The following is a 20974-nucleotide window of genomic DNA, read 5'->3' as shown; positions in this document are numbered from 1 at the left end:
TGGGAGCCCTCTGATCCGCCGTCAAGGGTGGCCGCACCGACCGACCCGCCCGGAAAACGCCACGGTTCGGTCGGCGTCGGCAGCGAGGGTGACGCAGCGCGGCGGCCCCTGCCGAGGCAGGGGCCGCCGCGCTGTCGAGCGGGCCTTCGCCGGGCGCCGCCGGTTCCGCTCGTTTTGGAACGATCAGTCAGGAACGGGGTCCCGCGGCCCGGCGGAGCCGGTTGGCGATCGCGAGCCCCAGCCCCTCCTCCGTCGGCAGGGACGCCACGATGAGGTCGCAGCCCCGCTGGTCGAGATCGCGCAGGAGCCCGTACAGCCCGCGCGCGTAGGCGGCCATCGAATCGGGGACGGCCTCCACGACGTGCGTCTTCACCGAGGCACCGGCGAGCGAGGGGGGAAGCAGGACACCCACCCGATGTCCCAGCTCCTGGGCTTGCTCCGCCTCGGCGACGACCTGCTCCGGCTCGACCAGGACGACCCGCGCACGCGGCGCGTAGTGGGACGGGTGCTGGCCCGGCACCCGGACGTTGCTCGTGGTGGGGACGGCGACCGGGTGCCCCAGCACCGCTTCGAGTTCCTCGCGGGTCACCCCGCCGGGCCGGAGGATGGTCGGGATCTCGCCCGTGGCGTCGACGATGGTCGACTCGACGCCGACCTCGCAGGCGCCGCCGTCCAGCACGAAGTCGATGGCTTCGCCGAGCTCCGCGCGGACGTGGTGCGCCGTGGTGGGGCTGACCGAGCCGAAGCGGTTGGCGGACGGGGCCGTGACGCCGCCGCCGAAGGCATCGAGCAGCGCGAGTGCCACGGGGTGGTCGGGCACGCGCACGGCCACCGTCTCCAGGCCGCCGGTCGCCTCCAGGGGCACCCGCCGGCCGCGCCGCAGGACCAGCGTGAGGGGACCCGGCCAGAAGTGCTCCGCGAGCAGGCGCGCCGTCGCGGGCACCTCTTCGACCCACTCGTCCAGATGTTCCGCGCCACCGATGTGGACGATCAGCGGGTGGGTGGGCGGGCGCCCCTTGACCTGGAAGATGCGGGAGACGGCGGCGGGGTCCTCGGCGTTGGCGCCCAGACCGTAGACGGTCTCGGTCGGGAGCGCCACCAGGCCCCCGGCGCGCAGCACCTCGGCCGCCTTCTCGATGTCACTGGTTGTTGCCTTCACGCGGGCAATTCTCTCACCGCCCCGCTCGGCCCCGGCCCACGGCACCGCGCGCCCCCCTGCCTGGCATGTCCGGGTCACGCCGGTGCCTGCGGCTCCGCCGGGCGGACGCGGCTCCGCCGGGGCCGGTTCCGTGCGGAGTGAGCGCTCAGAAGGGCTTGGTCGGCAGGTACTTGCCGTCCAGGGTGATCACCGCGCGCTCGCCGCCCTCGGGGTCGGCGACCTTCTTCACGTCGAGCTTGAAGTTGATCGCGGAGATGATGCCGTCACCGAACTGCTCGTGGACGAGTGCCTTCAAGGTGGTGCCGTAGACCTGGAGCATCTCGTAGAAGCGGTAGATCGTCGGGTCGGTGGGGACGGAGCCGGGGATGGAGCCGCGGGTGGGAATGGTCTGCAGGAGCAGCACCGCTTCCTCGTCCAGGCCCAGCAGCTCGGCGACGGCCTCGGCCGGCTCCGCCGGCAGGGCGTGCTGGCCGAGCACGGCGGCGGTGGTGAAGGCCACCGACAGACCCGAGGCGTCGGCGATCTGCTCCCAGGACAGGTTCTTGCGGATCTTGGCCTCGACCGCCTTCGCGGCGAGGGCCTGACGGGCGGCGGGGTCGAACTGGGCGTGCACCATGGGAATCACGTTCCTTACGGGGTATGTCGCGGGATGTCCGCGAGCAGGGGAGGTCAGGACGCCTGGGCGGCCGGGTGACCGGTGGGGGTGAGGATGTCGACGCGGCCGGTGGGGATGTCGTAGACCCAGCCGTGCGGGGTGAGCGTCCGCTCCGCCAGGGCGCGGGCGACCGAGGGGTGGGTGGCCAGGTTCGCCAGTTGCGCGAGCACGTTGTGCCGTACCAGCGCGTCGACGTCGCCGGCGCGGGCGGCACGGGCCTGGGAGGCGTCGGCATGCCGCAGCCAGCCGGCGATCGCCTGGGTGCCGGACAGGTCGTGGCGGCGGGCGAGGGCGGTCATCGCGCCGCACGCCGAATGGCCGCACACCACGACGTCCCGCACGCCCAGCACCGCGACGGCGTACTCGACGCTCGCCGCGACCCCGTCCGGGAAGGGGCCGTGGGCGGGCACGAGGTTGCCGGCGGTGCGGACGACGAACAGCTCGCCCGGCTCGCTGCCGGTGATCAGCTCCGGGACGACACGGGCGTCCGAGCAGCTGATGAACAGGGTGTGCGGGCTGTGCTGTCCGGCCAGGCGGGCGAAGAGGTCCTCCTTGGCCGGGAAGACGTCCCGCTGGAACCGCGCGACGCCCTCGGCGAGATCATGCACGGGGTCACTTCCCTTCACATCGGGTCACCCCCCTTGAACGGAATCGCCGCCCTTACCGGGCCGGCACACCCCACCCTGCACGACCCCTTCCTATAGCGTCCAAGACTTGCTGGGCCTAGCTCCTATAGGTCGCATCTATAGTCATTCCATGGCCCTGGAGCTGCGTCATCTGCGCTATCTGATCGCCGTCGCGGAGAACGGCACCTTCACCCGCGCCGCCGAAGAGCTGCACATCTCCCAGCCCACGCTCTCCCAGCAGATCAAGCAGTTGGAACGGATGCTGGGGACGCAGTTGCTGGACCGCACCGGCCGTACCGTGCGCCTCACGGACGCCGGTGCGGCGTACGTCCACCACGCCCGCCGCGCCCTGCGCGACCTCGCCGCCGCCGAGCGCGCCGTCCACGACGTGCAGGACCTCAGCCGCGGTCATCTGCGCCTCGCCGTCACCCCCACCTTCACCGCCTATCTCACCGGTCCGCTCGCCGCCGAGTTCCACCGCCGCCACCCCGGGATCACCCTGACCCTGCGGGAGATGACCCAGGACCGCATCGAGGCCGGTCTGCTGGCCGACGAGATCGACCTCGGCATCGCCTTCACCGGAACCCACCTGCCCGGCATCACCGCCACCGAGCTGTTCACCGAGTCCCTCACCTTGGTCACCAGCGCCGGGCATGCCGCCGACGACCACCGCGCCCTGCCCGTGGCGCACCTCGCCCGGATGCAACTGGCCCTGCTCACCGGCGACTTCGCCACCCGAACCCACATCGACGACTACTTCGCCGAGCACGGCATCTGCCCCCGCACGGCGGTGGAGGCCAATTCCATCCAGGCCCTCACCGCGATCGTCCGGCGCACCACGCTGGCCACCGTCCTGCCCGACGCCATCGCCCACGACCACCCCCACCTCGCCCTCGTCCCCCTCGACCCGCCCCTGCCGGTGCGCACCGTCGCGCTCCTCGCCCGCGCCGACGCCTACCGGAGCGCCGCCGCGCGAGCCTTCACCGACCTCACCCACGACCTCGCGCGCGGGCTTGACTGAGGGCCATGGTCGACAGCGGTGATTCCGGGGGTGTCACGGAATGGCCGGGCGTGGTCGCGAGGGATGGCCGGGGGTCCTTTCCAGGGTGGCGGCGTTTCATGCGCCGGCCGACGGATTCCCTCCTTTCGTGTGCACGCACCCTGCTTTCCGCGCCGGGGCGACAAGGGCGTGCCGATAGTGGTCGGGCCGCAGGGCCGGGAGCCGTCGGCGTCCGCCGGACGTTCCTCAGCGCTCCGGACAGCCCTTCGGCCATTCCGCCGCACCGCTCTTCCGTCGTAAGGGGACACACCATGCCCACCACCGAGGCGAACGACCGCGTCCAGCTCGTCTTCTCCCTGTTCGACGCCGACGGCAACGGCGTCCTGGAAGCCGACGACTTCGAGCTGATGGGCACGCGGGTCGTCGCCGCGGTGCCCGAGGCCGGCGACAGCGCGCGGAGCCGGTTGCTCGACGCCTTCCGCGGCTACTGGCAAACACTCGTCCGGGAGCTGGACACCGACGGTGACGGGCGCGTCAGCCCCGAGGAGTTCACCGCCGTCGTGCTCGACCCGTCGCGGTTCGACGCCACGGTCGACGAGTTCGCGGACGCCCTCGCCGCCATCGGCGACCCGGACGGGGACGGCTTCGTCGAGCGCGCGCACTTCACCGCCCTGATGACGGCCATCGGATTCCAGCGCCCCAACATCGACGCCCTGTTCGACGCCTTCCAGCCCGTCGACGGCGACCGCGTCCCCGTGGCCACCTGGGCGGACGGCATCAGGGACTACTACCGTCCGGAGAAGGCCGGCATCCCCGGCGACCACCTCACCGCGGGCACCGCCCGATGAGCCTCCCCCAAGTCGCCCCGCGCGAAGGGGAATCGGGCACGGTGCGGCCCGTCGTCGGACTGGCGGTGGGCCGGGGCACCGGGCCCGAGGTCGCGGACGTCTTCGAGCGGGTGCTCGGCGCCTTGACCGCCGGGCACCCGCACGGCGTGACGATCGAGCGTTCCCCGCGCCTGTACCACTCGTACCAGTCGCTGCGCGCCGAACGGGACGTGGCCAAGATTCAGGCGCTGACCGCCGAGGACGCGGACCATTACGAGCGGTTCTGCCGCACCCTGGCCGCCGGGGGCACCCGGGCGGTCTTCCGCACCGCCGTCAACGCCCAGTCGCTCTACCTCGTCCGGCAGCGGCTGCGCTCCGTGAAGGTGGACCTCCTCACCGGCGCCGGTCGCTCGATGCTGCTGGTGCGGGACCAGGCCCAGGGGTTCTACACGGGGGACAACCGGCACACGCACGGCGAGGTCACCCGCACCATGGCCTTCAGCCGGGAGATCACCGAGGCGGTGCTCACGTACGCCCTGCGCCGGGCCCGGCGCGAGTGGCCGGACGGTCCGCCCGACCGCATCGTCATGGCCTACAAGTTCCACCTGCTGGACGGCGCCCTCGACGCCTGGGTGGCCGAACTCGCGGAGCGGCTCGGCATACGCGTCGACCTGTTCCAGCCGGACACGGTCAACCGCAATCTGATCACCCACGGGCTGCCCGACCGCACGCTGGTCGTCGCCGGGAACGAGTGGGCCGACATCATGCACGTCATGCTGCTCGACCGGTTCGGCTCCGACCGGCAGGAGAGCCGCTGCACCGAGAACGTCTGCCTGGATCCCGGGCTGTCCGGCCTGGTCGAGTACCAGACGGTCCACGGGTCCGCCGACGACCTCGCCGGCCGGGACCTCGTCAACCCGGTGGCGACGATCCGCGCCGCGGCACTCGTCGCCGAGCGCCACGCCGGGTGCCCCGGAGCGGTACGGGCCGCCGAGCAGGCCCTGCGCGCCCTGGACGAGCGGGGCGTACGCACCCCGGACCTCGGCGGGCGGCACTCCACCAGCGCCGTGGTCGACGCCCTGCTCACCCTGCTCGACGCCGCGCCGACCGGCGGGGTACCGAAGGACGACGCCCTGGTCGGCGGGTCATGACCGGTACGGAACCGGACAGGACGGCCCTGGTGGTCGTGGACCTGCAGAACGACTTCTGCGCCGGCCCGGCGGCCCTGGCCCGTTTCGGCGAGAACGTCACCGTGCTGGAACGGGCCGTCGCTGGCTGTGTCCGGGCGGTGGCCCGGGCGCGCGAGCACGGCGTGGAGGTGCTCTTCGTACGCTTCGTCGGCGATCCCGAACACCAGGGGCCCGGCTGGCGGCTGCGGGACCGTACGCTCGGCAAGCGGCCCAAGTGCCTGGAGGGTTCGTGGGGCGCGCGGTTCCACGCCGTCGTCCCGGCCCCGGGCGAGCGGGTGTTCACGAAACGCGCCTGCTTCGACGCCTTCCTGTCCGACGGGTTCGAGGAGCATCTGCGCGCGCGGGGCGTGGGCCATGTGGTCCTCGCCGGGCTGTACGCGGACGTGTGCGTGGACACCACCGCCCGCACGGCGTTCCAGAAGGGCTTCCACGTAACGGTCCTGACGGACTGCACGGCCGCGCTGCACCTGCCGTACGACGCCGTGCTGAGGTTCATGCGGCTCGTCTACGGCGCCCGGACCACCGCCGCGGACGACCCCCGGGCGTGGACCGCGCCGGTGTACCGAGCCGAGGAGGCGACGTGCGCGCGGCCGCCGGACTGAACCCCGCCGTCGCGGCGGGGGTGGGTCGCACGGCCCTGCTGGTGGCCGCGGCCCGGGCCATCGAGACGCACCGCCCCGACGCCCTGGCCCGGGACCCGTTCGCGGAGCACTTCGTGCGCGCGGCACCGGCCTCGGCCGGCTGGCCGGTCCGCCCGGAACAGGTGCCCGCCGGTGCTGCCGACCCGCTGTGGGGTCGGCTCGGACGGTACTTCGGCCTGCGCACCCGCGTCCTGGACGACCACCTGCTCCGCGCGGCGCGCCAGGGCGTCCGGCAGGTGGTCCTGCTGGGGGCGGGCCTGGACTGCCGGGCGTTCCGGCTCGACTGGCCGCCGGGCTGTGTGATCCACGAGGTGGACACGGCCGGGATGCTGACGTTCAAACAAGCGGTGCTCGACCGGGTCGGCGCCGCTCCCGCGGCGGGGCGCCGGGTCCTTCCGGCCGATCTCCGGCTCGACTGGTCCGAGGCTCTGCCGAAGGCGGGTTTCGACGCCACCGCGCCCACCGCGTGGCTCGCCGAGGGGCTGCTGCTCTACCTGCCGGCGGCGGCCGAACGCCGTCTGGTGGCCACGATCGACCGGCTGAGCGCCGCGGGCAGTTCGCTGGCCTACGAGGTGAAACCGGGCGTCGAGGCGCCGCGGGTACGGGCCAGTCCGGTCTATGCCGCTGCCAGGGAGCAGGCCGGCATCGACCTGCTCGCCCTGTTCGACGACGAGCCGCGTCCCGACACGGCGGGCGAACTCGCCGCGCGCGGCTGGACGGTGTCCGTCCGCACACCGTACGACTTCACCGCCGTACACGGCCGTGGCCCCCGCCCGGAACCGGACGACGCCCTGGCGGCCAACCGCTGGTGCTTCGCCACCCGTGGTGACGAAGTCCGCGGTCGCGGCCGGATTCAAGCCGCCGAGCACGCCGGCGACGGGGGGCCGCCGCGGCAGCCCGCCGACGGTGTCCGGCTGCCCGAACACGACGGCACTCCTACGAGGATCAGGACATGCCGATCTCCAGCCAGGGGCTCATCATGATTCCGGTCGCGCCGCGCGGCTGTTCGGCGAGTGCCGCGCGGGCCGCTTCCAGGTTCTGGCCCGGCCCCTGCCAGAACGTGTACGGCTGGCCCTTCTGCTCCGGAGGGATCAGCGCCCAGTACTGGTAGTGCGTCAAGGTGAGGTAGACGCGCTTCTGGATGTAGTCCAGCACCACCTTGACGTTGTGTTCCCAGTTGCTTCCCGTGCCGGTGTACTCGGCGAACCCGCGGGGCGCCGTGGCCGCGTTCTGGACCGAGGAGCCCGCACCGGACTGCGAATGGGCGGTGTAATGGGCGTGCAGTGCCTGGGAGTTCGCAGGGACGGCGGCGGGGTCGAACCCGTTGTCGGGGAGCCTGCCGTAGTCGTCCTGGTGCCAGCTGCGCAGGGTCCCGGGCTCGTGCGGGCTCTTGTCCCGGTCCGCCTTCTGGGCTTCGGTCCGCTCGTCGATCACGGGTTGCCGCTGTCCCGCGTCCGGTGCCTCCAGCTGGTAGCGCACGTCGAAGATGAGGTTGAGCAGCGGGCGCGGCAGCATCTCGACGGCCTGACCCAGCGTGAGCCGCTTCAACGGCAGGTTCTCGCCGCCGTGTGCGTGCTGCCCGAGCCTGGGCTGCTCCGTCGGGGCCTTGCCGACGAGCGGGCCGAGCGACTTGGCGGTCTTCTCGCGCATCGTGGTGTCGTCGCCCCAGTACGGCTCCTCCCGGTTGGCGACGAGGGACGTGTGGTAGTAACCGGTTTCGACGGTGTCCGGCTTCGTCGCGTACCGGGTCGCGGCGTTCGGCACCGGGACCATGGCACCGGGGCCGTCCTCGTGGCTCGGAGGGTTGTAGTTGGAGACGTAGGTCTGCTGTGCCTCCAGGACGGTGTTCACCGCGTTGACGAGTTCGGTGGTCAGCCGCAGGGCCTCCGGCACGTCGGGCAGCGTCCGTTTGATCTGCTTGAGTCTCGTCTCGTAGGCGCCCGCGGGGTCGACCTGCTCGGCGCGGTGCACCTCGTCCTCCACCGCGATCGCCAGATACCGACGGAACAGGCGCGGGTCGAGCGTCGTCTCGGTGGCTCCCACGCCCCGCATGTACATGCCGGGGGTGATCTTGACGATGCGCTGCACGGCGGCCGGTCCGCCGGCCCCCGTGCGCACCGCGGAAGCGTCGCCGGGAGCGGGGTCGTGGGCCTTGGCGGTGTGCCCCGCCAGGGCGTGCCGTGCGGTGGCCTCCGCTTCCCGCTCGAACCGGTCGGCGGGGTCCGAGACCCGCAGACCGGACCCGTTGTCGGTGCCGGCGACGGGGCCCTGGCGCTGCTGGATCACGTGTACGAGCTCATGGGCCAGGGTGTGCCGGTCCGCCCCGCCCTCGCCGAGGACGACATGGCTGCCCGAGGTGTAGGCACGTGCTCCCACCTCCGCCGCGGAGGACCGGGCCGCCGCGTCGCTGTGGATGCGCACGTCGGAGAAGTCGGCGCCGAGCCGGGTCTCCATGTCGGTACGGGTGGCCTGGTCCAGGGGACGGCCGGGGGCACGCAGCACGTCGTGGACGGCGGAACGCTGCACCTCGGGCTGCTCGTGTCCACAGCCGGCACCGTGCTGGTGCGGCTCCGCGGGCAGGTGACCGGCCCGGCGCAGCATCTGCACCACGGCGTCGTTCCCGGCAGCCGCCTGGAAGGCCGCGAGGCCCGGCGCGTCCGTCCGCGGTCCGGCGGCGGCCCGCCGGGCCGGTGCCGGGCGGGTGTCCGCCTCGGTCGTCCTCGTCCTGCTGTGGTCGTGCACGTGTTCCTCATCTGACGGCCGAATGCGACTCCTTCCTGGATACAGGGCGCGAGGGGAGGTACGCCAGAGACCCCGGGGCAGCCCGGGGGGACCGAACGGGCACCTCGGTGTGCCCTTGCGGCAACCTGCCGTCAACCGGTGGACGCGCGGCCCGGATCGGTCCGCCGCCGGACGTCGGCCGCCCTTGGTCCGGCCGCCCGTACGGCGACGGGGCCGGCCCGATCGACCCCGCTCCCGCCCGGCCCGGCCCGGCGGCCGCGGTGGGTGCCGCGGCCGCCGGGCGGGGGCCGTCAGGCGAGGGCCGCGTCCAGGGTGATCTCCTTGATGCCGGAGAGAGCCATGGTGACCGGGCAGTTGGTCTTCGCGGTCTCGGCGGCCTCGCGGAAGTCCTCCTGCGAGATGCCGGGGACGGTCGCGCGGACCGTGAGGGCCAGGCGGGTCAGGCCCGCGCCGAGTTCGAAGGTGACCTCCGCCTTGGTGTCCACGGACTCCAGGGTGTGGCCCTTGCTCTCCAGCGTGTGGGTGAGGGACATGTTGTAGCAGGCGCACTGGGCCGCCGCGATCAGCTCCTCGGGGCTGGTCCGGCCGGCCGGCTCCTCGGCCCGGCTCGGCCAGCTCACCTCGTGGGTGGCGGCGTTGGAGGAGGCGAGGGTGACCGTGCCCCGGCCGTCCTGGAGGGTGCCTTCCCAGTGGGAACCGGCGGTACGGATGACTGCCATGATGAACCTTTCGCTCTGTGTTGTGCGTACGGGGACGAGGGGCGCGGAGCCCCCCGGCGGACGCCCGGACGCCCCCGGGCGGGACGCCCGGGCGTCCTCAGGCGGCGACGCGTTCCTGTTCCGTCAGGGACAGGCGGCGTGCCGACAGGGCGACGAGTACGACGGCCGCGCCCAGCAGTACCGCGGCGTTGGGTACCACGTCCGCCAGGCCGTCCCCGGCGCCGAGGACGCCGGACAGGCCGTCCACCGCCCAGTACTGGGGGGTGACATAGGCGACGGCCTGGGTCCAGCCGGGCAGGGAGTCCACCGGCAGGAAGGCGCCGCCGATCACCCCGCCGACGATGCCGACCAGGTTGGTGAACGCGCTGATCTGCTGGCTGGACCCGCAGTGGGCGACCAGGAACAGGGCGATCGCCATGATGACGGCCACCACCGCGATGATCATGAGTACGAGCCCGGCCACGGAACCGCGCAGGTGCAGATCCAGGACGAGCCAGCCGAAGGCCAGCATCAGCAGGATCTGGAGCGTGGAGACCGCCGCGTAGGGCGCGGTCTTGCCCAGCAGCACCTCCGCGGAACGGGCGGAGGAGGCCCGCAGCCGCTGCCAGGTGCCCCAACCGCGTTCCAGGAAGAAGCCGTTGCCCATGAAGCCGGTCATGAAGAAGGCGAACATGACGGTGAAGCCGGGCACGGCGAAGTCGGCGCCGCTCATGGCGGCGCCCGCGGCGAAGCTCTCGCGGACCACCGGGGCGAGCCCGTCCGCCATGATGCCCATCATCACCGCGGGGGTGACGATCAGGAGCATGACGACGGCCTGGTCCTTCCAGAGCATGCGCCACTCGTTGCCGCCGATGACGGCCAGACGGTCGAGCCGCATCACGCCACCTCCTCGACGAGTCCCGCCGGTTCCTCCCCGGTCAGGGCCCAGAACGCGGTCTCCAGGGAGGCCGGCAGCACGTTGACGGACTTCAGTTCGGGGGCGCCGGCGCCGGTGTCGAGCCGGGCCAGCAGCGCGGGCAGCTCGGCCGCCGGGTCGGAGACCTCGTGCCGCTGCCGGGTGCCGTCGCCGAAGGTGAACTCGACGGCGGACTTGGCGTGCCGGCCGATGGTCTCGGCCACGGTGCCGTCGGCGAGCACCCGGCCCCGGTGGATGATCACGACCCGGTCGCAGATGGTCTCCACCTCGGCCAGGTAGTGGCTGGAGAACAGCACGGCGGCGTCGCTCTCCCGCGCCGCCCGGACCACCAGCTCCAGCATGTGGGTGCGGGTGCGGACATCGAGGCCGACGGTGGCCTCGTCCAGGAGCAGCAGGCGGGGTCGGGCCATGAGGGCGACGGCGACGTGGGCGCGGCGCGCCTCGCCGCCGGAGAGGACGCCCGCGAGCCGTCCGGCCTGCTCGGTCAGGCCCAGCAGGCCGATCAGCTCGTCCGCCCGCGCGTCGGCGTCGTGGCGGCTCGCCCCGGTGAGCCGGCCGAAGAACCGCAGGTTCTCCCGCACGGTCAGCCTCGGGTACAGGGCGGTGTCCTGGGCGGCGAACCCGATGTGGGCGCGGGCCCGCTCCGGGTGCGCGCGCACGTCGTGGCCGTCCACCGTGACGGTGCCCGAGTCGGGTGTGACCAGGCCGACGATCGTCTCCAGCGTGGTCGATTTCCCGGCGCCGTTGACTCCCAGCAGCCCTACGATCTCACCGGCCGCCACGTGGAAGGACACACCGTCGACGGCGGTCACCTCGCCGTAGCGCTTGACTAAGTCGATGACTTCGAGCACTTCGCTCCTCTCGCACACGGACCCGATCTCACTTCGAGCGCCTGCCGCCGCCCGGTCGTCCGTCCCGTTCACACGGAGGCGGATCCCTGGCGGTAGAGCGTCACCAGTTCGCCGCGCTCGTACAGGTCGGCGCACCCGGAACGCCGGAGCTTGCCGCTGGACGTTCTCGGGAGCGTGCGCATGCGGACGAGCAGCACATCGGCGGGGGCGATGCCGAACTCCCGCACGATCAGCGCCGTCACCTCGCGGGCGAGGGCCCGGTGGTCCTCGGGAGACGCGGGGCGTACCTCCTGGGCGACGACCAGTTCCTCGCCCTCCACGGTGCGCGCCCCGAAGACCGCGCACTCGCCCTCGTGGGCGCCGGGCAGCGTGCGCACGACGCGTTCCACGTCCAGGGCGTTGAGGTTGCGGCCGCGGGCGATCACCACGTCCTTCAGCCGCCCGGTGACGTACAGTTCGCCGTCGTGCAGGAAGCCGAGGTCGCCGGTGCGCAGGGCACCGCCGGGGAACGCCGCCTCGGTGGCTTCGGGGTCGTCCAGGTAGCCCAGCGCCACGCTGCGCCCCGACACCTGGATCTCACCGATCACGTCGGAGCCGACGGTCGTTCCGTGCTCGTCCACGATGCTCACTTCCTGATGGCCGGCAGGCGTGCCACACGATACTGCGGTCACCACCGGGCCGTCAGAGGTACTCCCGGTCGGCCGGACGGGGCCGCGTGCACCGTCCGGGCGGCGCACGGTGAGGGTGCGCAGCGGCTGTCCGTCCGGTACCGCCGTGACGACGAGCGTGTTCTCGGCCAGCCCGTAGCCCACGCGCACCGCGCGGTCGTGCAGGCCGTAGGGGGCGAGCAGTTTCCGGAACGCCTCGACCGTCTCGGGGACGACGGGGTCGGAGCCGACGACGACCGTACGCAGGCCGGACAGGTCCAGGCCGTCGAGGTGTTCGGCGGGCTCGGTGGCGAAGCGCCGGTTGAACAGGGCGAGGCCGAAGTTGGGCGATCCGGTGACGGTGGCGGCGCCGCGCTGGGCCGCGCGCAGCCAGCCCAGCGGGGAGCGGACGAACGCCTGAGGGGGCATCAGGACCAGGCGTCCGCCGGACAGCAGCGAGCTGAGCAGGCCGCCGATGAGGCCGAAGTCGTGGTAGAGCGGCAGCCAGGAGCAGAAGGGCCGGCCGGGGCCGAGGCCGAACCGCTCGGCGAACAGGGCGGTGTTGTCGAGCACTCCCGCGTGGGTGACCTGGACGCCCTTGGGTGCGCGGGTGCTGCCGGAGGTGAACTGGAGCAGGGCGACCGGGCCCCCCGCCCCGGGGGCGTCGGGCCGGTCCGGGACCGGCGCGGGCCGGTCGGGGACGAGCGGCAGGAACGGGTGCGCGGCGGCGCCGTCGAGCGCGCCGGCGAACTCGCGGTCGGTCAGGCCGAGCCGGGAGGCGCAGCGTTCGGTGACGGCGCGCACGTGCTCCTGGTAGGCGGCGCCCTGGCGGCGGCCCATCGGCGGGGCGACCATGGCCGGGGTCATCCCGGCCAGCAGGGTGCCGAAGAACGCGGCGACGGCGGCGAGGCCGGAGTCGAACACCAGCGGCACCCGGTCGCCGGGCCGGGCCCCGGCCTCCCGCAGCAGCCGGCCGGCCGCGGCCGCGTGCCCGGCCAGCCCGGCGAGGGTGACGGTGCGGTCGCCGCCGGGTTCGACCAGGGTGAGGAAGGGGTCGTCGGGCCGGTTGTGGACGGCGTCCAGGAACGCCTCGGCGAGGGTGCGCTCGCGGCTCACCGGGCGCCTCCCCGGGCCCCGGCCGCCGTGTGGGTGAAGAAGCCGCGCCCGGCCTTGCGGCCGGTCTCGCCGCGCTCCACCATCCCCACCAGCAGTTCGCAGGGGGTGAACTTCGCGTCGCCGGTGTGCTCGCGCAGCACGTGCAGGGTGTCCACGATGACGTCCCAGCCGATGAGGTCCCCGGTCTCCAGCGGGCCCATGGGGTGGCCGAAGCAGTCCCGGAAGATCCGGTCGACGGTCTTGGCGTCCGCGGTGCCCTCCTGGACCACCTGGGCGGCCTCGTTGCAGGTGAGCATGAGCACCCGGTTGGTGACGAAGCCGGGGCCGTCGGCGACCTGGATGCCCTTCTTGCCGGTCAGCTCCAGCAGCCGCTCCGCCTGGCGCAGGGCGGTCTCGCCGGTCCTGGGGCCGCGGACGACCTCCACGGTGTCCTTCAGCGGGGCGGGGTTCATGAAGTGCATGCCCAGCACCTGTCCGGGGCGGCGGGTGCGGGCGGCCAGGCGGTCGACGGGGACCGCCGAGGTGTTGGTGGCGAACACCGTGTCCTCGGGGCAGGCCTTGTCGAGCTGTTCGAAGATGCGTTCCTTGACGTCCGTGCGCTCGGGGCCGCACTCCACGACGAACCACGCGGTGTCCAGGTCGCCGTAGTCGGTGGTCCACCGGATGAGTCCCGCCGGGTCCGTCCCCGGGGCCGGTGCCGTACCGCCCCGGGAGCCGCGCAGCAGGCGGCTCAGCCGCAGTCCGTCCGCGACCCGGCGGCGCCCGCCGTCCAGGGCCTCCCGGCTGGGGTCGACCACCACCACGGGGTGGCCCGCCTGGGCGACGCACTGGGCTATCCCGGCGCCCATGACCCCGGCGCCGACGATCCCCACGGGCCGCTGGGTTTCCTGGCTCACTGTCCTCCTCCAACCGTGCTGGATCCCACGCTGTCTGTGCCGCCGCGCCCGGTCCTCGTCTCCCGCTCGCGCGCGCGGTGCGCGGCGAGCCGCTCGGCCAGGGCGGTGCGGTGCTCGGTGAGCATCGTGAAGTGGTCGCCCGGCACCTCGACCACGGTCAGCCGGCCGCGCACCCGCTCGCGCAGCGCGGCCAGGCCCTGGTCCGTGAGCCGTCCGCCGGCGGCGCGTACGGCCGTCAGGTCGCCGGGGTAGTCGGGCACCTCCCAGGCGGCGAAAGCCGCGTCGTTGGCCCGCAGGACGCGCAGCAGCCGCCGCACCTCCGGGTGTCCGGTGCCGGGCGGCAGCGCCCCGAGGTCGCGGGCCGTGGTGACGGCCTTCTCCAGGGGGGTGCCGGGCAGGCGGGCGCGCAGTTCCCGGGCGGTGTCCGGCGGGGTGAACGGGGCCAGCAGGCCGGCCAGCAGTTCGGCGTCGTCGGCGGTGTGGCGGGGCACGGTGGCGGTCAGGTCCGTGTCGAGCAGCAGGACGGGTGCGACCCGCTCCCCCGCCTGGTGGAGGCGTACGCCCATCTCGTAGGCGACGGCGCCGCCGAAGGACCACCCCGCGAGGTGGTATGGGCCGGTGGGCTGGATCTCGCGGATCTCGGCGAGGTAGCGCTCGGCCATCGCCGCCACGGTGCTGTCGGGTTCGGTGTGCTCGGCGAGGCCGTGGGACTGCAGGCCCCACAGCGGGCGGTCCCCGGCGAGCGCGTCGGCGAGCGGGTGGTAGACGAGGACGTTGCCACCGGAGGGGTGGACGCAGAACAGCGGTTCGCCGGTGCCCCGTTCGCGGACGGGGACGAGGCAGCGGGGGGCTGCCGGGTCCGGTCCGGAGCGCAGCAGGGCGGCCAGGTCGCGGACCGTGGGGTGCTCGAAGAGGGTGGCGAGCGGCAGGGTGCGGCCGGTCAGTTCCCGGACGCGGCTCATCAGCTGGACGGCGAGCAGGGAGTGCCCGCCGGACTCGAAGAACCCGTCGTGCACGCCGATCCCGCCGCGCCCCAGCACGCTGCGGAACAGGTCGAGCAGGTCCGCTTCGAGGGCGTCGGCGGGCGCGGGCGCCGGGGGGCCGGCGGGTGCGGGCGCCTCGTCGCCGGCGAGTTCGCGGCCGAGTGCCGTCAGCCGCCGGCGGTCGGCCTTGCCGTGCGGGGTCAGCGGCAGCGCGGGCAGCAGGGTGAGGTCGGCGGGCACCATGTAGGGCGGCAGCCGGTCGGCGAGCCGGGCGCGCAGCTCCTCGCCGGTGGCGGCCGGGCCGGCGCCGGGTACGGCGAAGGCGCGCAGCACCCCGCCCTCGGTGTCCGTGTCCAGCACCACGGCGGCGTCCTTGGCGCCGCAGGCCCGCAGGGCCTCCTCGATCTCCTCCAGTTCGATGCGGTAGCCGCGGTGCTTGACCTGGTTGTCGGCGCGGCCGACGAAGGCCAGCGATCCGTCGGCCCGGCGGCGTACCAGATCTCCGGTGCGGTAGGCGCGCTCGGTGGTGCCGGGCACGGTGACGAACCGGCGCTCGGTCAGCTCGGGCCGGCCGAGATAGCCCCGGGCCACCTGGGCGCCGCCGATGTACAGCTCGCCGGGGACGCCGGGCGGCACGGGACGGCCCCGTTCGTCGAGCACCCACAGCCGGGTGCCGGGCAGCGGGCGCCCGATGGCGGGGCGGGAGCCGTCGGGCACGCAGTCGCCCATGGTGACGCAGACGGTGGCCTCGGTCGGCCCGTAGGCGTTGACGACCCGGCACCGGTCGGCCCAGCGGCGTACCAGCTCCGGCGGCACCGGTTCCCCGCCGAGCACCATGAGCCGCAGCGCGGGCGGGTCGGCGTCCTCCGGCAGGGAGGCGGCGACGGACGGCGGCAGCATCACGGTGTGCACCCGGTGCCGGGTCATGGCCGCGGCCAGGTCGTCGCCGGCGAGTACGGTGCGGTGGTCGGGCACGCAGAGCACGGCGCCGGCGGCGAGTGCGGTGAAGACCTCCCAGATCCAGGCGTCGAAGGTGGGCGCGGCGAACTGCAGGACGCGCTCGCCGGGCCGCAGTTCCCACTCCCGTCGGGTGGCGCGCACCAGGGTGGCCGCGCCCCGGTGCTCGGCCAGTACGCCCTTGGGCCGTCCGGTGGAGCCGGAGGTGAAGATGACGTAGGCCGGGTCGCCGGGCGCGGCCGGGTCCGGCGGGGGCTGCGCGGTCCGCGGCGGCCGGCCGGCGAGGTGGACGACGGGTCCGGTCCAGGCGGGCGGGGCCGCGCCGTCGGTGATCAGGGCGCGCGGGCGGGCGTCGGCGAGCATGGCGGCGGTACGGGCGTCCGGCTGGCGCGGGTCGAGCGGCAGGTGGACGGCGCCGAGCCGGAGGACGCCGAGCGCCGCCGCGACCATGTGCGCCGAGCGGGGCAGGCGTACGGCGACGAGGTCACCGGGCGCGACTCCGGCGGCGGCCAGCCGGGCGGCGGTGTCGGCCGACCACAGGTCGAGGTCGCGGTAGGTGAAGGTGGCGTCGTCCAGCGCCACGGCGGGCGCGTCGGGGGTGCGCCGCGCCTGGTCGAGGACCAGGGAGTGCAGGGTGGCGTCGGGCGCGCCGGGCAGGGGCGGGGTGTACAGGGGGGCGGCGGACGCCTCGTCCGTCAGCGGGAGCGCCAGGGCCTCGCCCTCGGGGTCGGCGGCCACCGCGCGCAGCAGGGCCAGGAAGGCGTCGCCGATGGCGGCGGCGGTCTCCCGGTCGAAGAGCTGCGTGCTGTACTCCAGGCCGACCGGCAGGTCGTCGTGCCCGTCCCGCTCCCACACGCAGAAGGTCAGGTCGAACTTGGCGGTGCCGGGGGCCAGTCCGTTGTGGACGATGGTACGGTCCTCGGCCTCGAAGGAGCTGAGCTCCAGCCCCGGCATGCGGCCCTGGATGACGGGGATCGTCTGGTGCAGCAGGACCACGTCGAACAGCGGGTTGCGGCTCAGGTCCCGCGCCGGTGCGACGGCTTCGACGACCTTCTCGAAGGGCACCTCGGCGTGTTCCATGGCGTCGAGCACCACGCGGCGCACCTCGCGCAGCACCTCGGTGAACCGCTGGCCGTCGGCCAGCCGGGTGCGCAGGGCCACGGTGTTGTTGAAGAAGCCGATGAGGCCCCGGGTCTCGGGCCGGTCGCGGCCGGCGGTCGGGGAGCCCACGACGATGTCGCGCCCGCCGGTGAGCCGGGCGAGCAGCACGTCGAGCGCGGTGAGCAGCACCATGAACAGGGTGGCCCGTTCCCGCCTGCCCGTCTCGCGCAGCGCGGCGGCGACCGGCGCGGGGACGGTGAAGGTGTGCAGGCCGCCGCCGAAGTCCTTGCGGCGCGGGCGGGGCCGGTCGGCGGGCAGGTCGAGCACGGGCGCGTCGCGCAACTCCGTGCGCCAATGGTCGAGTTCCCGGCGAAGTACGTCCCCGGTCAGCCACTGGCGCTGCCAGTGCGCGTAGTCGGTGTAGCGCACCGGCAGCGGGTCGAGGCGCGGGGCGCGGCGCTCGGTACGCGCGGTGTAGAACTCGGTGAGTTCGCGGTCGAGGATGCCCGGGCTCCAGCCGTCGTCCACGGCGTGGTGGACGTTGAGGCACAGGACGTGGTCCCGGGGTCCGTAGGTGACGATCAGGGCGCGCGTCAGCGGTCCGTGTTCCAGGTCGAAGGGGGCGGTGGCCTCCTCCTCGACCAGGCGGCGGGCGGCGGCGAGCGGATCGGGTTCGCCGCGGACGTCCACGAACCGGCCGAGGCCGGGCAGCGACGGCGCGATGCGCAGTTCGGGCCGGCCGTCGCGGGCCGGGAGGTACGAGCGCATGATCTCGTGCCGCTCCACCAGGTCGTGCAGGGCCCCGCGCAGCGCCTCGACGTCGAGGGTGCCGTGCAGGTGGACCCGGGTGGGGATGTTGTACAGCGGGCTGCCGGGCTCCAACTGCTGGTGGTACCAGAGGCGTTCCTGACCGAAGGACAGCACCGTGGCGTCGGTGCGGGTGATGGGAGGCGGGGTGGTGGGCACGGGGGCCGGATACGCCCGGGTTGCCGGCCGCTGGGGCTCGTGGGGCTCCTGTGGCTCGGTGCCGGTGGCGTGCGGTCGCGGCTCCGGTCGCGGCTGGTACGGCGGGATCGGCTGGGGGCGCGGCTCCGGGACGGTCGGCCGGTGCCGCGCGGGCGCGGTCTCCGGCAGTCCCGCGCGGTCGGCGACGTACGCGGCGAGGCCGGCCAGGGTGGGGTGGTCGTAGAGGTCGACGAGTTTCAGCGTGACACCGAACTCGCGGTCGAGGGCGCTGATCACCTCCAGGGCGGTGATGGAGTTGCCGCCCAGCTTGAAGTAGTCGTCGCCGTCGGCGACTTCCCCCGCGTGCAGGGCGTCGGTCCAGGCCCGGCGGATGCGGTCGATGACGGACTCATCGGTGGGGACGGACCCGTTGACGGAGCCGTCGGCGGACGCGGGGGCGTCGGCGGAGACGGAGCCGTTGACGGGGACGGGGGCGTCGGCGGGGACGGGGGTGTAGGCGGCGACGGAAGCGCCCACGGACACGGGAACGTCGGCGGACGTGGCCGGGGACGGGGTCGGGGCGGCCGGTTCGGTCACGGCGGCCGGCCGGGGTGCGGGTGACGCCTCCGGCCGGGGGCCCGCGCCCGGCCACAGCTCCTCCCAGCGCAGGTACTCGCCCTCCGGACGGGCCCAGCAGCGCTCCTCCTGGAACGGGTAGCCGGGCAGCGGGGTGCGGTGGGCGCCCTCGGGCCGGGGCCAGTCGATGTGCACGCCGAGCGCGTACAGCTCGGCGACCGCGCGGGCCACGGCGTCGGGACCGCCGCCCACGGTGACGAGGGCGGCGCCGGGACGCTCGGCGAGCCGGGCGGCGACGGCGCGGGCCAGTTCGCCGTCCTCGCCCAGGGCGACGAAGACCGGCGGTCGCTCCGCCGTGAACAGCGGGTCCAGCGCGGCCCGCAGCCGGTCGCCGTCCGGGGCCGGGCCGATCCCGTCCTCCGCGGCCAGCGCGGCGTCGGCCTCCGCCCGGGTCGCCTCGCCGTCGATCACCCGGGCGGCCCAGCGCCCGACGCCGGAACTGAGCAGGCTCGCCACGGTGACGCCGTATCCGGACAAACGGCGGTGGGCGTCGAGTTGCCGGTCCACCACGCGGGCCGCCGGTCCGTCCGGCGCGTACTCCGGGCCGGGTGCGTCCCGCGCGGGGTCCGCGAGGGTGATGTCCCGGGAGAGCAGCAGATGGACACCGTCGCGGGCCGGTGCCGGAGCGGCGCCCGCGCCCTGGCCCTGCCGGGTGCGCAGCGCCGCGAGCGCCAGGGCGCCCGCGAGTTCCTCGGTGGTCCGGGCGACCAGGCCCACCCGGTGGTCGTGGTGGTCGCGGCCCGCGGTGAGGGTGAGGACGGTGTCGGCGAGCGGAGGGCGGGTGGTGTCCAGGGCGGCGGCGAGGCGCTCGCAGGTCTCGGCCAGCGTGCGCGGGTCCCGGGCGGACACGCCGACGGCCAGGGGGGCGTCCAGATGGGTGCGCGCGTCCCTCCCGTCCGCCGGTCGCGGGAGCACCGCCGGTCGCGGGGGCGGGGCCTGCTCGATGACCAGGTGGGCGTTGGATCCCACGAGGCTGAACGAGCTGATCCCGGCGCGGCGCGGCCGGCCGTCCGGCTCGGTCCACGCCCGGGGCCGGGTGACCACCTCCACGCCGTGGTCGGCGGGGTCCTGCCCCTGGGGCGGGGCCGTGTAGTGCAGGGACGGGTACAGCTCGCCGTGCCGGACCGACAGCAGTGCCTTGACGAGTCCCGCGATGCCGGCTGCGTGGTCGAGGTGGCCGATGTTGGTCTTCACCGAGCCGACCGGCAGCGGTGCCCCCGGCGCCTGGCCGCGGGCCAGCGCGATGCCGCGCAGCTCGACGGCGTCGCCCAGCCGGGTGCCCGAACCGTGGGCCTCCAGGTATCCGGCGTCGCCCGGCTCCAGCCCCGCCCGCCGCCAGGCGCGGCGGATCACCTCGGCCTGGGCGGTCGGGGACGGGGTGCCCATGGCGCCGGTGCGCGGGCCGTTGTGGGCGACGGCGCCGCCCTTGACGACGGCGTAGACGTGGTCGCCGTCGCGCAGCGCCCGTTCCAGCGTGGTGAGCAGCAGGACGGCGCCGCCCTCGCCGTCGCCCGTGCCGTCGGCGGAGGCGTCGAAGGCGCGGCAGCGGGCGTCCGGGGAGAGGATCTCGGGGAAGTGCGCGTGGGCGTCGCGCGGCTCGTGCAGCACCTTCAGGCTGACCCCGCCGGCCAGCGCGTACTCCGCCTCCCCGTCGGCCAGTTCGCGGCAGGCCTGGTGGACGGCGACGAGGGAGCCGTTGCAGCCGGTGTCCATCGCGTACGACGGCCCGGTCAGGCCGAGCACCTGGGAGACGCGTCCGGGCAGGCCGGCGGGCAGGTTGCCGAGCAGGCTGAGCGTGTCGGGGCGGGGCACCAGCCGGAAGTAGTCGGCGCGCGGGGCGCTGAGGATGACGGCGGTGGGGGTGCCGCGCAGCGAGGCGGGGCTGTGCCCGGCGTCCTCCATGGCGTGCCAGGCGAGCTGGAGGGCGAGGCGGTGCTGCGGGTCGAGCACTTCGGCCTCGCGCCGGGAGAGCCCGAAGAACCGGTGGTCGAAGGTGTCGACGCGGTCCAGGTGGGCGAGTTCCGCGTACTCGCGGTGCGGGTCGATGCCGCTGGTGCGGATCCGCTCCGGGGACAGCGGCCGGACGCTGTCGTGGCCCCGGCGCAGGTTGTCCCGGAAGGCGTCCAGGCTGGGCGCGTCGGGGAAGCGGACGGCGACCCCGATGATCGCGACGTCGTTCATGGCTGCGACGGTCTCCTTGCGGGTCGTCTGGGACCCCGGGGCACGGCCCCGGGTCGTGGCTCCGGTCGGGGATACGGGGTCCGGCCGCCTGGCCGAGGGCCCGGACCGGGAGTCGGGACCGGACGGGGATACGGGGCCGGGCGGGCGTACGAGGCCGGGCGGGGATGCGGGGCCTGGCGGGGATGC

General features: G+C 74.4%; 14 protein-coding genes and 1 pseudogene. 5 read left to right on the top strand and 10 right to left on the bottom strand.

Annotated elements, in window-relative coordinates:
- Positions 1–187: 187 nt before the first annotated feature.
- From ACSURM_RS36005 to ACSURM_RS35995, 3 genes are all read right to left on the bottom strand, one after another.
- On the bottom strand, positions 188–1159 hold the full coding sequence (locus ACSURM_RS36005; RefSeq protein WP_436960163.1) for an L-threonylcarbamoyladenylate synthase: 972 nt from the start codon (positions 1157–1159) through the stop codon (positions 188–190).
- A gap of 145 nt (positions 1160–1304) precedes the next feature.
- Positions 1305–1775 carry a cyanase gene (cynS, locus tag ACSURM_RS36000; RefSeq protein ID WP_436960161.1) on the bottom strand — a complete coding sequence of 157 codons (471 nt, stop codon included), beginning with the start codon at positions 1773–1775 and terminating at the stop codon, positions 1305–1307.
- Positions 1776–1828: 53 nt separating this feature from the next.
- Entirely contained in the window at positions 1829–2422 is a 594-nt protein-coding gene (locus ACSURM_RS35995; protein ID WP_436960159.1) for a carbonic anhydrase, read from the bottom strand.
- Between the two features lie 148 nt (positions 2423–2570).
- Here ACSURM_RS35995 and cynR point away from each other — a divergent pair, with 148 nt between their 5' ends.
- The 5 genes and pseudogenes from cynR to ACSURM_RS35970 form a co-directional block, all read left to right on the top strand.
- Positions 2571–3461, top strand: a complete 891-nt coding sequence (cynR, locus tag ACSURM_RS35990) for a transcriptional regulator CynR (protein WP_436960157.1) — start codon at positions 2571–2573, stop codon at positions 3459–3461.
- Positions 3462–3751: 290 nt separating this feature from the next.
- Positions 3752–4288, top strand: a complete 537-nt coding sequence (locus ACSURM_RS35985; RefSeq protein ID WP_436960155.1) for an EF-hand domain-containing protein — start codon at positions 3752–3754, stop codon at positions 4286–4288.
- A complete protein-coding gene (locus ACSURM_RS35980) occupies positions 4285–5418 on the top strand; it encodes an isocitrate/isopropylmalate family dehydrogenase (RefSeq protein ID WP_436960153.1) in 1134 nt (377 codons plus the stop codon). Before ACSURM_RS35985 ends, ACSURM_RS35980 begins: the two co-directional genes overlap by 4 nt.
- The gene (locus ACSURM_RS35975) at positions 5415–6059 is read left to right on the top strand and encodes a cysteine hydrolase family protein (protein ID WP_436960152.1); all 645 of its coding nucleotides are present in this window, start codon (positions 5415–5417) and stop codon (positions 6057–6059) included. The genes ACSURM_RS35980 and ACSURM_RS35975 overlap by 4 nt, the downstream gene beginning before the upstream one ends.
- Positions 6038–6922, top strand: a pseudogene (locus ACSURM_RS35970) (class I SAM-dependent methyltransferase); the annotation flags it as partial. The gene ACSURM_RS35975 and the pseudogene ACSURM_RS35970, both read left to right, overlap by 22 nt.
- Before the next feature lie 121 nt (positions 6923–7043).
- Here the strand turns inward: ACSURM_RS35970 and ACSURM_RS35965 are convergent.
- The 7 genes from ACSURM_RS35965 to ACSURM_RS35935 all read right to left on the bottom strand — a co-directional run bounded on the left by ACSURM_RS35965 (position 7044) and on the right by ACSURM_RS35935 (position 20788).
- Entirely contained in the window at positions 7044–8840 is a 1797-nt protein-coding gene (locus ACSURM_RS35965; protein ID WP_436960151.1) for an eCIS core domain-containing protein, read from the bottom strand.
- A gap of 290 nt (positions 8841–9130) precedes the next feature.
- Positions 9131–9559 carry an OsmC family peroxiredoxin gene (locus ACSURM_RS35960; protein WP_436960150.1) on the bottom strand — a complete coding sequence of 143 codons (429 nt, stop codon included), beginning with the start codon at positions 9557–9559 and terminating at the stop codon, positions 9131–9133.
- A gap of 97 nt (positions 9560–9656) precedes the next feature.
- On the bottom strand, positions 9657–10436 hold the full coding sequence (locus ACSURM_RS35955; RefSeq protein ID WP_436960149.1) for an ABC transporter permease: 780 nt from the start codon (positions 10434–10436) through the stop codon (positions 9657–9659).
- A complete protein-coding gene (locus ACSURM_RS35950) occupies positions 10436–11326 on the bottom strand; it encodes an ABC transporter ATP-binding protein (RefSeq protein WP_436960148.1) in 891 nt (296 codons plus the stop codon). The genes ACSURM_RS35955 and ACSURM_RS35950 overlap by 1 nt, the downstream gene beginning before the upstream one ends.
- Before the next feature lie 68 nt (positions 11327–11394).
- A complete protein-coding gene (locus ACSURM_RS35945; RefSeq protein WP_436960147.1) occupies positions 11395–13089 on the bottom strand; it encodes an AMP-binding protein in 1695 nt (564 codons plus the stop codon).
- Positions 13086–13985 carry a 3-hydroxyacyl-CoA dehydrogenase family protein gene (locus ACSURM_RS35940; RefSeq protein WP_436960146.1) on the bottom strand — a complete coding sequence of 300 codons (900 nt, stop codon included), beginning with the start codon at positions 13983–13985 and terminating at the stop codon, positions 13086–13088. Before ACSURM_RS35940 ends, ACSURM_RS35945 begins: the two co-directional genes overlap by 4 nt.
- Positions 13982–20788: an amino acid adenylation domain-containing protein gene (locus ACSURM_RS35935; protein ID WP_436960145.1), complete on the bottom strand. Its 6807-nt coding sequence runs from the start codon at positions 20786–20788 to the stop codon at positions 13982–13984. Before ACSURM_RS35935 ends, ACSURM_RS35940 begins: the two co-directional genes overlap by 4 nt.
- Positions 20789–20974: the final 186 nt, after the last annotated feature.

Source organism: Streptomyces sp. SudanB182_2057, from assembly GCF_964272715.1.
Taxonomy (GTDB): domain Bacteria; phylum Actinomycetota; class Actinomycetes; order Streptomycetales; family Streptomycetaceae; genus Streptomyces; species Streptomyces rubradiris.
The sequence above is the reverse complement of the archived record's forward strand: the minus strand, read 5'-3'. Positions and strand labels throughout refer to the sequence as shown.